This is a genomic window from Cellulosilyticum sp. ST5 (assembly GCF_046529625.1).
Lineage (GTDB): Bacteria > Bacillota > Clostridia > Lachnospirales > Cellulosilyticaceae > Cellulosilyticum > Cellulosilyticum lentocellum.
Genome location: NZ_CP132338.1, coordinates 701,787 through 714,463, shown reverse-complemented (window position 1 = coordinate 714,463; position 12,677 = coordinate 701,787). Strand labels below are relative to the sequence as shown.

The 12,677-nt window shown below is 33.7% G+C and carries 18 protein-coding genes; all 18 read right to left on the bottom strand.

The genetic code is table 11. From position 1 onward, the window contains the following. Positions 1-387: 387 nt before the first annotated feature. The 18 genes from QTL86_RS03600 to QTL86_RS03515 all read right to left on the bottom strand — a co-directional run bounded on the left by QTL86_RS03600 (position 388) and on the right by QTL86_RS03515 (position 12,625). Positions 388-996, bottom strand: coding sequence for a DUF5067 domain-containing protein (locus tag QTL86_RS03600; protein ID WP_410496510.1), 609 nt, complete (start codon positions 994-996; stop codon positions 388-390). 199 nt (positions 997-1,195) lie between these two features. After that, complete coding sequence (locus tag QTL86_RS03595) at positions 1,196-1,417, bottom strand: hypothetical protein (protein WP_410496509.1); 222 nt, start codon at positions 1,415-1,417, stop codon at positions 1,196-1,198. Between the two features lie 161 nt (positions 1,418-1,578). Then, entirely contained in the window at positions 1,579-2,235 is a 657-nt protein-coding gene (locus QTL86_RS03590) for a hypothetical protein (RefSeq protein ID WP_410496508.1), read from the bottom strand. Positions 2,236-2,401: 166 nt separating this feature from the next. Beyond that, positions 2,402-2,962, bottom strand: coding sequence for a hypothetical protein (locus QTL86_RS03585; RefSeq protein ID WP_410496507.1), 561 nt, complete (start codon positions 2,960-2,962; stop codon positions 2,402-2,404). Between the two features lie 39 nt (positions 2,963-3,001). Further along, entirely contained in the window at positions 3,002-3,952 is a 951-nt protein-coding gene (locus QTL86_RS03580; protein WP_410496506.1) for a hypothetical protein, read from the bottom strand. 241 nt (positions 3,953-4,193) lie between these two features. Next, positions 4,194-4,892 carry a lysozyme gene (locus QTL86_RS03575; RefSeq protein WP_410496505.1) on the bottom strand — a complete coding sequence of 233 codons (699 nt, stop codon included), beginning with the start codon at positions 4,890-4,892 and terminating at the stop codon, positions 4,194-4,196. A gap of 2 nt (positions 4,893-4,894) precedes the next feature. Continuing rightward, on the bottom strand, positions 4,895-5,098 hold the full coding sequence (locus tag QTL86_RS03570; protein WP_410496504.1) for a hypothetical protein: 204 nt from the start codon (positions 5,096-5,098) through the stop codon (positions 4,895-4,897). Next, entirely contained in the window at positions 5,064-5,339 is a 276-nt protein-coding gene (locus QTL86_RS03565; protein WP_410496503.1) for a hypothetical protein, read from the bottom strand. Before QTL86_RS03565 ends, QTL86_RS03570 begins: the two co-directional genes overlap by 35 nt. An 11-nt stretch (positions 5,340-5,350) precedes the next feature. Further along, positions 5,351-5,641, bottom strand: a complete 291-nt coding sequence (locus tag QTL86_RS03560) for a hypothetical protein (protein ID WP_410496502.1) — start codon at positions 5,639-5,641, stop codon at positions 5,351-5,353. 63 nt (positions 5,642-5,704) lie between these two features. After that, a complete protein-coding gene (locus QTL86_RS03555) occupies positions 5,705-5,833 on the bottom strand; it encodes a hypothetical protein (RefSeq protein WP_410496501.1) in 129 nt (42 codons plus the stop codon). 16 nt (positions 5,834-5,849) lie between these two features. Then, a complete protein-coding gene (locus QTL86_RS03550) occupies positions 5,850-6,158 on the bottom strand; it encodes a hypothetical protein (RefSeq protein ID WP_410496500.1) in 309 nt (102 codons plus the stop codon). A gap of 2 nt (positions 6,159-6,160) precedes the next feature. Further along, entirely contained in the window at positions 6,161-6,718 is a 558-nt protein-coding gene (locus QTL86_RS03545; protein WP_410496499.1) for a hypothetical protein, read from the bottom strand. 11 nt (positions 6,719-6,729) lie between these two features. Further along, positions 6,730-7,782 (bottom strand): hypothetical protein, encoded by a 1,053-nt coding sequence (locus tag QTL86_RS03540; RefSeq protein ID WP_410496498.1) that lies wholly within the window; start codon positions 7,780-7,782, stop codon positions 6,730-6,732. After that, a complete protein-coding gene (locus QTL86_RS03535) occupies positions 7,769-9,070 on the bottom strand; it encodes a hypothetical protein (RefSeq protein WP_410496497.1) in 1,302 nt (433 codons plus the stop codon). Before QTL86_RS03535 ends, QTL86_RS03540 begins: the two co-directional genes overlap by 14 nt. Before the next feature lie 11 nt (positions 9,071-9,081). Next, positions 9,082-9,426, bottom strand: coding sequence for a DUF6711 family protein (locus QTL86_RS03530; protein ID WP_410496496.1), 345 nt, complete (start codon positions 9,424-9,426; stop codon positions 9,082-9,084). After that, positions 9,402-9,557, bottom strand: a complete 156-nt coding sequence (locus tag QTL86_RS03525) for a hypothetical protein (protein ID WP_410496495.1) — start codon at positions 9,555-9,557, stop codon at positions 9,402-9,404. The genes QTL86_RS03530 and QTL86_RS03525 overlap by 25 nt, the downstream gene beginning before the upstream one ends. A gap of 13 nt (positions 9,558-9,570) precedes the next feature. After that, positions 9,571-12,360 (bottom strand): hypothetical protein, encoded by a 2,790-nt coding sequence (locus QTL86_RS03520; RefSeq protein WP_410496494.1) that lies wholly within the window; start codon positions 12,358-12,360, stop codon positions 9,571-9,573. Then, positions 12,350-12,625, bottom strand: a complete 276-nt coding sequence (locus QTL86_RS03515; RefSeq protein ID WP_410496493.1) for a hypothetical protein — start codon at positions 12,623-12,625, stop codon at positions 12,350-12,352. Before QTL86_RS03515 ends, QTL86_RS03520 begins: the two co-directional genes overlap by 11 nt. Between the last annotated feature and the right edge of the window lie 52 nt (positions 12,626-12,677).

Genomic DNA, 12,677 nt, shown 5'->3' with positions numbered 1-12,677 from the left:
TTTACACATAATAATTTATTTTTCTAATATTCTGTTTTTATTATTCTATATTTTTTACGTTATCATGTCAATCTTTGATTATATCCTAATATAACTTCTATAATTTTATATTCTTTATTGCAAAATAAAGATAATCCATAAAATATCTTTATTTGCCTTATCGCAACAATAGTACTTTACCTCTCACAGATTAATAATTTTACATAAAACCACAAAAACCCCCTAACCTAGATTTCTCTAAGTTCGAGGGTTTAGTTTATGGAGGTGAACCGATTACTACGGTAGACACAATAAATCTACCAATTTCTTATAGACACACCTAAAAGGTAGCGTGCAACCCCATATGTTAAAGTTGCACGCTATAAATATTCTTGGATTAAGTATGCATTAATTTAAATTAAATGTTTTACTTACTTTATCATTACCTAGAAATTCTGTTATCTCTACTGTAATAGGAGACATGCCTTTTAACTCAAATAAAGTAGAGAATTCTATAGTTGATCCATTCATTACATTTGTATACTCATCATGCTCGCTTAAATCACTATCAAAACTCTTTTCAAGTTGAACCCCATTTTGATATGCAGTAATGCTATATAAGCTTCCCATAGGAGAAGTAGATTCACCACTATTATTAAGCATGCTAATATTAACTATGGCCACTTGTTTATCATCATAATTAACACCTGTTGTTACAGAATTAATAGTAAATGTAAACTTCTTTTTATTTTGCTGTACTGGTGCTTCAACTGTGTTGTTAGCACCTACATAGATTTTACCATTTTTATAGTCTACGCTTGTTCCTGTCATATTAGCAAACTCTCTAAGAGGTACATATGTTGAATTCTTGTAGCTGATTACTTCTTTTGTGCTTGTAACCCCATTAGACACTATAGGTTGTTGCATTAAAGTTGCTGTGATTTTAGAACCTGTTGCAGCTCCTATTCCTAAGCATATAGTTCCAGATAATACAATTGACAATAACCCTTTTTTCATATAAATATCCCCCTAATATTGAGTAAATTTTAAGATAATTCTACACTATTTGATTATACTAATCAACTTTTTCTTAATCAGGTAATACTTTACCAATATATCTATCTGCCATTGCTTTAAATTACTATGCATAAAAAGACCACACCCTTTTTATTTTAGAGTGTAGCCTTATGATTTACATTTTAAACAAACGATATTTTTATGGATTAAAACCATTGCTAATCAACCAATGTCTAGCTTCCTCCCTTTGATCATTAGTTGAACTTGAAATTCCTAATATAGCATAACGAACACCTGCCCAAAACACAACCTCATCTTCTGGTATTTCGGCATTATGTTTTTTACAATATGCTATTATCTTGTCCTTATCGAGTGAAAAGAAAGCCTCATTACGTTCTTTGATAAATTCCTTAATATCCAATAGTACCGCCTCCATTAATCGAACATATGTTTTATTGAATTATACCAAAGACTTAATTTTTTGTAAATATAAATAATAATAACTAGCTATATTTCAGCCCTATATAAAACTATCTTTTTAATTATCAATTTAACTTCCTATTTATTACGATAAATAAGAAGTTATAAGGTGTTTTGCTTTAATTCATTTATGTAAAATATTGAAATCATTAACATTCCACCAACAGTTCCAGTTATCCAACATATAGCACCTAAAATCATAAAAATCGATATGGATAACATTGCACCAATTATGAATGACAGTACGCAAATTATACTCGACAAAAATAGAAATATTCGAATTTGTTTTTTATACAATAGTCCTTCAAAAAACAATGATATGCACATAAAAAAGTAAGAACCCATTAAAGCATAAAATATAGAGTTTGGATAGCCAGATACCATTTTTTCTAATCCGTTTAAAGAACCACTCATTATACTAGGCATCACTGTGATTAATTGAATTAAATAATTGGCTAAAGATATTGTACTATAGACTAAGCCAAAATTCATAGCCAAATGACTCCATATTTTTTTATCAGCGCTCGCCAAATAATGGACACTCACATTGAAAATCAAAAATGAAACAGCTAAAAGAATGGACGGAATAACAGTTAATAAATTTATCGGTTGAAATTTCTTTGCATAACTTTCAATTCCTTCCCATGTTCCGAAATCAAATGTTGTAATTAAAGCCACTACAAAAAATATTGTAAAAAACGCTACAGCAATAGATGAACAAATAGCGATTTTCATCGTTGCTTTTTTTGTTTTCTCCATTCAGATTCTCCCCCAAATTCAAATTTATAATTCTATAGAATACCTATTCTTATTTATTAAACTACTTATATAGTATATTACTTTATGCGTGTTACATTTTGTAGTTTTGTGCGACACAAAAAATAAGACCAGATATTCTCACCTGATCCTATCTCAAACTATTCTTTTATTTAATCTTCTCTAATATCTTACTTTTACTTTCTTCTGGTATATTACCTTTACTTATTTTATTACGCAAATTCCTAATTATAAATCTCACGTCTAATACACTACCTAAAAAGCATAGAATAGATAAAATCATTGTATAAACCATTAAAAATGGAATTATATGTTTCTCAATAATTATACCCACTTGTTTTAAATATCCCTCATTCATCATTTGTGTATATTCTATCATATTAGGAGTAATAAAAATTGTAATCAATGCAAAAGCTATTGAAGCTAAGCTGCAATATATTCCACATAATATATTCTTATAAATCTCATCCATTAAATAGGCCTTTTCAAGCCTCTTTATTGTTTCTGATGTAATTACGCTAATTAACATACTAAGTGAAGTAAACATGAATCCAGCAAATACAGAATTTATAGTTACAATGTTCCAACAAATATCCGAGTTCTTTGGATCAGATAAATTTTCAAAACTTATAGCACCTGTCAAATAAAATATAAGCATTATTATTGTTGTAATTATTATGCATTTTATTATTTTTCTATAATCCTTCATCTTATGCTCACCTCCTTGTAATTATTATAACACTATAGTTTATTCATCTCTATTCGCTAATAACACAAGATTCTCTCTATGCTCTTGGTATAATAATGCCATCTTTTCAAATACTTCACCTGCTAATTGTTCTGGTGTAGAATTTGTTATAATTCCATCATCATTTTGCTGTACAGGAAACGAGATTTTAAAACTTAATAAGTCCTCTGCGAATGTATAATTTTTACTTGAAGAAGATGCTGTTTTACCTGTCACAGATAGTTTCTTAACATTTTGATTTCTATGTTTTAGCTTTTCTATTACTTTTCCTATTTTCTCCTGTCCTTCAAATAGAGGTCTTCTTTCTTCACACTTAACTGTTAAATATACTTCCTTCTGTCTAATTCCATCCATCTCCATTATTACATCTCTGCTTAATCCAACTTGTGCTAATACTGACGGATCAGGAATAAGAAAACTATAATTTATTTTGCTAATCTTAGAACCAGGTTTAAGTAGTGCACTAACAGTATCATTTGACATAATGGATGTAATAGTCATATTGTAAGCATTGCTATACTCATTTACTAGATTAACTAAACTGTTTACTCCTGGTGCTGACTGTCCTAAAATAAAACCTACTATTCCAACCGTATAATCTAATAAAAAGTATGTACATATTTCTATCCCCATTTTTTCTAGTTCTTCATCAGTTAGCACATCTTTTCTCTCTCCTGTTGTTAAATCCCTTACTTGCATATCTGCATTTGACTTAACTTTTCCTACTCTTGCAAATAGATAATTATCATTATTTATGATAATATCCATAGTAACCTTTTGTTCTCCTCTTGATAAAGCTAAACTGTTTCCATCTCCTATACAGTTTGTTGTAAATATATCTGTAAATATTCTTTTTATATCTGATGTCACATCACTATTATCAACTAAATTAGAAATAGTTATTCCATAATAATATACTGTCTTTTCTTGTCTTTTAACTGCGTTTGCCATATACAAACCTCCACTATATTTTTTTTGTTATTGGTGCTATAATAGAGGCATGAGAACATATTATAGCGTAGAACCTGTTAATAAGACGGCAATCTTACAGGTTCTTTTTTATTTTACTATTTATTTCAGAATATTTCCATCTATTTTCTTGAATTGTAAACAAAACCCGCAATTACTTTCCTATACTTGTAAAACAAATCTACGTTTTAGGCATAAAAAAAGAAGGGTAAGGTTTTTGGCCCTACCCTAGTTTACTATACTTTATAATTAAAGCTCGTACATGACTAGCGTTGTACTGCTTATACTCCCATAAAAGCTTGTCTGAGATTATCTTATCTTTTACAAGCCTATCTATACCCCCCATGTTCTTAAGCAATCCTGGAACGTATTCTAGCTTCATATTATCTATGCTTTCCCATGCACCAAGAACAGATATGATTTTCCGCTTATACAATAACTGTGCAGCTCTCTTAAGCTCTACATCTTCTTGAACTGCTACTGGTTTAAGAAACAACCTCGCTTCTGCTTCTCTTCTTCTAGTAAGTCCGGCTAATACTTTACCAGCAGCCTTATTATACAATAGAAGTTGATCAGCTACATTGCACCAATCTTTGTCTTTAATTGCTGTAAGTAATCTTCCTTTAAAAATCCCGGGGCCTAAGTTATAACAAAATGAAACTAGTGCATCATATTGATTTTGATTTAGATCCCCTAGCTTTCTAACAGCCGGCTCATACCTTTTTTCTAGAGAGTCGGCAAGTAGCTGTTCTGCTTTTTGCATAGTTATAGTCATTCCTGCTGCTACTGGTTTTCCATCTACGGTTCCTGTGTGGCCAATACCAATAGTCCATACTTCTGCAGGACATTTGTATGCTTTTAATTGGCATCCCTCGAATTGCTTAATTAGATTTATTCCAACTTGTGATATCTTACGTGCCATGGCTATTCCCCCTTGTCCCTGTTCGCATCTACAAGCCCTTCGCCTATAATGTAGGCTATTAATGCACCACCGCTTGTAATAATAGCTGTGACCTGTTCTATAGTTAAATTAGGCACGTTAAATACAATTAGAATAGGAGTAACAAACCCTACTACTGCTGCCCAAAACTTCCTAGATGTTAACTTCTGTTTCCAATTCACTTTCATGCTTTTTCCCTCCCTTAGCAATATTCTCTTTCTTGGCCTTATCTAAATAAAAACTTATAACTATTCCTGTCTCTGCAAATACACTTGGAATAAGGTATGCAAGAGGACTAGTATCTTTAGTAACCCACATAAGGGCCATACTAAAAATAGTGACTACAATGCAAAAACTAAGCACTATAGCCACTATGCGTTTACTGTATTCGATTTTCTTCTTAGGCTTCTTAACCCATTTAAGTCCCATCTTAGTACCTCCTAAAAGACAAATGCTAATATGGCTCCAACTAAAGCACCCACAATAACCCCTATGGCATTTTGCTTAACTGAGTCGACCAACTTATTAGGCTTTGCCTTAATCTCTTCTACGTCTGTTCTCAGGCTCTTAACATCTTCTTTTGTATCTTTTGTCTGCTCTGCTATTACTGCTATATTCCTATTCATTTCGTGCATGAGCTTTGTATTTTCTTCTAGCTTGTCTAATCGATGTGTATTGCTTTTACTTCTAGCTGTAGTTTCGGCTAATTCCTTTACTTGATCTTCGTTCATGGCATCCTCCTAAAAAGGCATAAAAAATACACCTATTACGGTGCTTCTCTATGCCTTATGTGATTATTTTTGTGGTGTTGCTAAAATTAATTCTTTTTCTTCTGCTGTGATGTAGCCTTTTTCTACCATCTTATCAAGATAAGCTTCGTCAATTTTTCCTACAATCCACATATTTAATAAAAATTGATACATATTTATTCCCCCTTTCCTAGTTCTTTAATAATAGATCTAATATTACATTTTCTACAGTATCTAACCTTGATCTAGTTTCATTGGCATCTGCCACTAAATCATCTAACGTGTGGCTTGGACAAATATCAATTTGTTCTGGTGGTTCTTCATCCTCCCATTCTGTTCCCGTCCAATGTGGCTTACCCATTGCATTAGCAATCTGCCAATCATCTTTTATAAGCTGTTCGTTTTCTTTAAGAGTATAATGCAGAATATTATCACGTTCATCTACACAAACAAAAGCTACTTTATATCCTTGTTCATTTATAACTATGCCAAACAACATTATTACACCTCCAAATCATATGGAATAACAGCAAACACATAATCACTGGCACTGGCTGTGTATACATTTACAGTCCCGTTTGGCAATATCTCTACGCTACACCCAGTCATAGCACTATTCCTAGCACCTACGCTATAACCTTTAGAAGGAATATATCCACTAGGTAATGTAGCTATAGCTGTTTGTCCTGCGCTAAATTGCCCTGTGCTTGGTTTTGCATTTATTACTAACTTGCACTCATTAAGCCCGTTTTTAACTACATAAGACTCTAATGCACTAGTAGCATAATCTATAAACCCGGAATTATACGGTAATGGAATTTGTGTTTTAGTCAATAAATCATTGATTTTATTAGCTAAACTTCCCTCTACGTTAGGATTTGCTTGTGCTGCATTAAGTGCTTTTTTATCTGCTACTAATGCAGTGTTTTCATTCACAACTTTTTCTAAGTCTAATTTATTAGTATCTAGATTTTCTATTCCTTCCTCAATACGATTAAAATCTTCATATGTAACTGCTTCATCTGGACTATTTGTCCATGTTCTTTTTATATAAGCCATTTTTTACCCCCTTACGCTAAGTTGTCAGCATAGATACTGCCATTAATATTTACATTCCCATCTATATAAACCATTCCATTTGTTAGTCTAACAGAGGCCCCAGTAAACTTGGCTAATACTAAATCAGAGTTTTTACTCATAACAGTTGCCCCTTCACCGCTGTTAAGCTCTAGTCTGTACTCATTTGTGTCATTTAGATCGTGGCCTAAGTACAATCTTCCCTCTAGACGTTTTATTAGGCTATATGTTCTCCTTACTGTCGTTTCTCCATCTCCTCTAGCATAAGCGTTGATATCTCCAGATGATGTGATTTCAACGTAATTCCCCCCCTCAACGTCTCCACTATAGATAGTAGACCCTTTCATAGTTACACCGTTAATCGTGCCACCTGTAATCGTACCAGATACAATATTGACTGAGGTTATATTAAGCCCAGCAAATGTTTCTGCAATAATTGTAGCTGCATTGATACCTCTTCCGTTTACTGCAGAAGTCCAATTCCACTCGCCATTGGGCAATTTACTATCAGCAACCCTAATAGCCCCTCCTGTAATTTCAACTGCCTCGGTACTGTCTTCTGGTGTAGTACCATTTAAAAATGTAAGTATTCCATTTTTCTGAGTGATTGTTCCACTCTCATTGGCAAAAGCATTAATTGTTAAATTAATAAGTCCCTCTAACATATCGCTTCTAACCTTGCCAGTATTATTCGTAATTTCCTTTATTCTGTCCCAGTAGCCAGAGTTTTCTTTTACATATTCTAAAGTTGCATCAACTACAGTTTCAAAGGTAATTCCTGTAATAGAAGCATCGCCTATAACATCAAATTGTAGGAAAGTAGCTTCAGTATCAATACTTAGTTCAAACTCTACTTTCCCATTAAATTGGACTGGCATAAAGTAAGTTTTATATCCTTCTGTAACAGTTGCATAGATTCTAATAAAACTCTTACCACTACCTATATTGCTACAGTTATAACTTAGCTTGTATCTATCAACCTTATTTGTACTATCAAGGGTGATGCCTTGACTTACATTACCACTAGCATTGTCAATTAATTTCATTGTCTTTGGCCACCCCCTTAAGCGTACATTTCAAGCCCCCACTAAATACAAGGTTTTCTTCTAATATAAGCACATCATAAGGTGCACATCTAATAGTGTCTCCTACTTCATAAAGAGGATTTCCAAACGTCTTAAGCGTGCAGTTAGGATGTTTAAATATTTCTGTATCATAAACACTTGCCCCTTGTATGTACATGTTAGATACTTGCTTAATGTTGCTGTCTGTGTCAGTATCTTTTAAAGTTGCTGTGCTTATATCTAGTCCATACATTTCCGCTTCTATATTCTTAGCAAGTACACTGCTATTATTAACACTAAAGCTAAAACTGTCACTACCTATCGTATAATCACTAATATCCACCATATCATCAAATACACATATTTGAGGCATCATTGTATTCCCAAAGTCGATAGTACCTATGTTGTAATCTACAACGCTACCAGGTACGGTTGCTGTTACTTTGCCTAAGGATTTTTGTTCACTAGAGCTAGGAAAAAATAAACTTACTTTTACATCTTCATATTGATCACTAGAATCGTCATCTATCTCAAAGTTAATTAAATCTGAATCAACATCTAGTGTGTCTACTGGATTTGAAAATCCAAACTTCTTAATGTGTAGTTCAAACCCATCAGAAGGAGTAATATAGTCACCAATCATGGGCATGCTAAAAGTGGAAGGTAAATTAAATGGCAAAGTTAATTGGTAGGTAGTATTAAATCCAAAATCAAAAATAGCTTGATTAGCTTCTGCCATTTCCTCAAAAGTATCTAGTAACTTAGTGCTTACTGGATATCCTAATGTTAATTTAGGATTAACCACGCTAGAATCAATCGTATAGCTATATCCTAACTGAGCAAATACCGTTTTCTCATATGTCAATAAGTCAGTATTCTTCATCATTGGAAGTGTTGCTATATCTTCTATATAACTTAAATAATCTTTCGCCTCTATTATAATTATCTTGCTTATCTTGTTAACCTTAACTTGGCTAATATAAAGTAATGCCTTCTTGCATACACCACCTTCACCGCACCTATAGTAAAGATTTATAGGTGTTCCTTTAGTTAGGTTAGTTGTGTACTCGTTATACATAGCCTTTATATCACAAACCTTTTTAACTACTCCTCCAAGTGCCTTGTCTGCTTTTGCATTGTAAGTAAGGCTTTGTATATTGTCTTTCTGCAAAAAAATATAGCTATCACTGTTTTTATAAGCAATAACTACATTTATATTTCTAGCTTGTTGTTTAATTGCTGTTGCGAAATCTCCTACATACGGTAACATTTCTAGCCTCCTTACAATTCAATAAAATTGATTTTAAAGTCTTTATAGATATTCTCACCATTAACTATTTTTAATATAGGAGTGCTCCTATCTCCCTTATATACATTCATTGTTTTTTCTTCCCCTGTCTCTGGATCAATAAATGAAACGTTAAATGTAATACTTTTAGTAGCATTTAGTATTTTAGTCATGTTTGCTTGATTTAGTATATTCCACTTACATTCTAGCTTGTATTTAGTAGCTATTAAATCAATATGCATTGTTCCAGTGCTATCACGGTCACCCTCCGTTAAGTCGTAAATGTTTGGTGTCATTTCAGAAGGAGTAGGCATTAATACTCCACCAATCTTAAGCATTCGCACCGCTCCTTTTCTAAAAGTATATTTATTGCCATAATTAAATCTTGGAGTGATACAACTTCTTTTTTAGGTACAACTAATTCTTTTCCATAATCTACACCCCAATAAACGCTTTTAGCTATGTCCACTTATACCACTCCTTTATATAAGATTCAATCTTTTCATTTCTTTGATTATGTAGGGTGTTGCTGTTCTAGCAAACTGCACACCATCCATTTCAAGACCTACATACTGCCCACTACTTCCTACATTTGTGGCACCTAAAAACGGAATTAAAGAATTTGCAATTACAGCTCCAACCTCTCTTGACCATCCAGTATTATTTTCTAGAGGAACAACCGCCTCTCTACCTGCTTCACCTACCATAGCTATAGTAGGATTATCTATAACCCCACCACGAGCAAGCCTTGGTATTTCTTTAATCTGCCCAACATTTACCCCGGGAATTTGATTTATTGTAGATGTCATACCATTAATTCCACGTAACACCTTGTTTATCATGTCAATAACCCAATTAAGAGGCACCTTGGCAGCATTTTTAAGCCCATCAAATACAGTTTTAAAAACCTTGCCTGCTCCTTCCCAAGCTGTTTGCCAACTGCGACAAAAAGAACTGGTAACCCAACTTAATATTTTACCTATAGGTGCAATTGCAACTGCATATAGTGTATCAATAATACCTTTAAATATTTGCTTTACACCACTCCATGCTTTTGACCAATTTCCAGTAAAAACCCCTGTTATGAAATCAATTAATCCACCAAGTGAAGTTAGTAACCCTGAAACTATACCAAGCATAATATCAGCAGCTGTTCTAAAAGCTTCGCTTATATTTTCAAAGGCTGTAGTTAGATACGGTGTTAAAACATCAATAGCCCAAGCTACAAAAGGTGCAAGTGTTTCGTTCCAAATTTCTGAAACACCTTCTACTAACTTACCAAATACCTCTAATGCTTTGTCTACAACTGGTTTAAGTGAGTCATTGTAAAACGACTCCCACGATTTAGCCATTTCAAGCAATGTTGGTTGAATATAAGTATTATAAGCATCAGTCACAGCTTTAACAATTTGGCTTATGCCACTTTCAATATTTTCAAATGCTGGCGCTAGATATTGGTCATATACCTCTACTGCTTTTTGCATTGTATCTGTGATTAAGTCTTTAAGTGTTCCAGTAACTACAGATATTACTTCTAACGTCCCTTCAAGTGCTTGCTTGAGTGATTCTTTATTGTCTATAATAGGCTGAGTAATACACTTCATAATGTCTCTACCTAGCTTCGTTGCCAGTTCTAATACACCTAAAAAGCCATTACTAAATACACCTATGATATTAGCTGTTATCTGTTGTCCGGTTTCTCCACCTAACACGCTAAAAATATCAGAAAATGTAACCGAGAAGTCTCCCCACAATGCGAATATATCTGCTTTAGCATCAAATATGCCTACTAGCCTATCTTTTATGAACTGTGTATTTTCACTTAAATATGTTGCTACTCCACCGATTAAATTAGTAGCTATCGTAACACCTATGCTTATAAAAGAACCTACAACTTTACCTGCATTAAGTGCAAATGAGTCCAACATACCAGTAAAAGAACTTACTATAGTTCCATCACTGAAGAGATTCATAAAGCTAGTTTTGATATTTTCTATTGCTTTGTTAAAACCATCTAAATTAGCTGTCTCAAATCCAATTTTAAAGCCTTTAGCAAACAAGCCTTTCATCTTTTTTAGTTGTGCGACAACACCATCAAACATAGTACTTAGTTTATCAGTTTCCTTTGCAGTTTCTCCTAAATCAACGTCTACTGATCCACCCATATTTTCAAGTCCAGCAATACCACTTCCACTGCCACCACTACTATCACTTGCATTAGCTAATTGATTAAGTTCATCAAAGCTTGCTAATGCACCTTTGGCTTTCTTTCCAGCACTTTTAGCTGCATCTCCTACACCTTCCACTGCATCACTTGCACCACTTGCACTATCTGCAATAGATTCTGTAGACTCTGTAACACTAGCCATGCCAGCACCACCACTAGCACTTTGCTTACCGAATACTAATTCCATAAAACTTCTAAAGTAGCCGGCTGCCACTCTTAATTTGTTGATTAAAACATTTAAAGCTTTAACTACTGGTGTAAATACTGCAATTAATCCTTGTCCAATCTCTGCCTTAAGTGCGTTAAATTGCTCACTTAAAATTCGTGTTTGGTTAGCCCATGAATCGCTAGTACGTGCAAAGTCTCCTTGTGCATCTGCTGTTACACTAAGCAAATAGTTATATCTTAATAAGGCTTGTTCCTGTTGTGTCATTTTGCTATATGCTTTAGATATGCCCTGTGCCATTGCATAGGCTTGCATGTTTGCTACAGACATATTAATACCTAGCTGTTTCAATGGCTCTGTTTCACCTGAAATACCGCTTCTTATCTTAGCAAATGCTTCATCTGCATCTAAGTTATAAAATGAAGCCATATCTGCGGATAATGAAGTGATAGCCTTAGACATTTCCAGTGCTTTCGGAGTAGATAAACCCATACTTTTTAGCATTGCTCCCATAGTAGATGCGTACTTTTTAGCACTTGTTTCTGATAAGCCTAAGCTTGTTATAGCAGTTTTGGCAAATTGGTTTATATCCTCTGCCATATCCCCAAATGTTACATCAACGACGTTTTGTACTTCGCTTAGATTGCTACCTAGTTCTACACATTGTTTTCCAAAGTTTGCAATAGCACCAATAGCAAATGCACCAGCCATTAGCTTTCCTATACCCGCAAAAGCTATTCCTATAGAGTTACTTAAGCCACTCATAGACCTGTTCGCATTTTGCCCAAATTGTCTTAAAGCATTATTAGCTTGTCTAGTACCTCGACTCATTCCACTTGCATCAAATCCAGCTCTTACTAGCAAGTTTCTAGTTGCCATTTTCTTTTACCTCCCCTCTGTAAAGTTTGTTTAATGCCATACACATTTTCATCATTTGATCGTCTGTCATAGCTTTTTTAGGCCCTTTTTTACCAATTAATTTCTTCAAATCAGGTAATTTTTTAGCCCAAACCCATCTAGACGTTAAATATGCTTGTGTAATTGCTAAATCATAATCTTGTTGCTTTCTTTCAGCATATCCTTCAGCAATAATGCTAAATTCATAAGGAGTTGTATCCCAAAAGTCACCTATTGCAAATCCCATTTGCCCCCATACTTGCAAAGCACTTTCGATAAAAAATTCTTCATCTTCATCT

Excerpts from the sequence above, each read along its gene's own strand:
- QTL86_RS03600 (WP_410496510.1), bottom strand. The coding sequence starts at position 996 with ATGAAAAAAGGGTTATTGTCAATTGTATTATCTGGAACTATATGCTTA.
- QTL86_RS03590 (WP_410496508.1), bottom strand. The coding sequence starts at position 2,235 with ATGGAGAAAACAAAAAAAGCAACGATGAAAATCGCTATTTGTTCATCT.
- QTL86_RS03585 (WP_410496507.1), bottom strand. The coding sequence starts at position 2,962 with ATGAAGGATTATAGAAAAATAATAAAATGCATAATAATTACAACAATA.
- QTL86_RS03580 (WP_410496506.1), bottom strand. The coding sequence starts at position 3,952 with ATGGCAAACGCAGTTAAAAGACAAGAAAAGACAGTATATTATTATGGA.
- QTL86_RS03575 (WP_410496505.1), bottom strand. The coding sequence starts at position 4,892 with ATGGCACGTAAGATATCACAAGTTGGAATAAATCTAATTAAGCAATTC.
- QTL86_RS03570 (WP_410496504.1), bottom strand. The coding sequence starts at position 5,098 with ATGAAAGTGAATTGGAAACAGAAGTTAACATCTAGGAAGTTTTGGGCA.
- QTL86_RS03565 (WP_410496503.1), bottom strand. The coding sequence starts at position 5,339 with ATGGGACTTAAATGGGTTAAGAAGCCTAAGAAGAAAATCGAATACAGT.
- QTL86_RS03560 (WP_410496502.1), bottom strand. The coding sequence starts at position 5,641 with ATGAACGAAGATCAAGTAAAGGAATTAGCCGAAACTACAGCTAGAAGT.
- QTL86_RS03555 (WP_410496501.1), bottom strand. The coding sequence starts at position 5,833 with ATGTATCAATTTTTATTAAATATGTGGATTGTAGGAAAAATTGACGAA.
- QTL86_RS03550 (WP_410496500.1), bottom strand. The coding sequence starts at position 6,158 with ATGTTGTTTGGCATAGTTATAAATGAACAAGGATATAAAGTAGCTTTT.
- QTL86_RS03545 (WP_410496499.1), bottom strand. The coding sequence starts at position 6,718 with ATGGCTTATATAAAAAGAACATGGACAAATAGTCCAGATGAAGCAGTT.
- QTL86_RS03540 (WP_410496498.1), bottom strand. The coding sequence starts at position 7,782 with ATGAAATTAATTGACAATGCTAGTGGTAATGTAAGTCAAGGCATCACC.
- QTL86_RS03535 (WP_410496497.1), bottom strand. The coding sequence starts at position 9,070 with ATGTTACCGTATGTAGGAGATTTCGCAACAGCAATTAAACAACAAGCT.
- QTL86_RS03530 (WP_410496496.1), bottom strand. The coding sequence starts at position 9,426 with ATGCTTAAGATTGGTGGAGTATTAATGCCTACTCCTTCTGAAATGACA.
- QTL86_RS03520 (WP_410496494.1), bottom strand. The coding sequence starts at position 12,360 with ATGGCAACTAGAAACTTGCTAGTAAGAGCTGGATTTGATGCAAGTGGA.
- QTL86_RS03515 (WP_410496493.1), bottom strand. The coding sequence starts at position 12,625 with ATGGGATTTGCAATAGGTGACTTTTGGGATACAACTCCTTATGAATTT.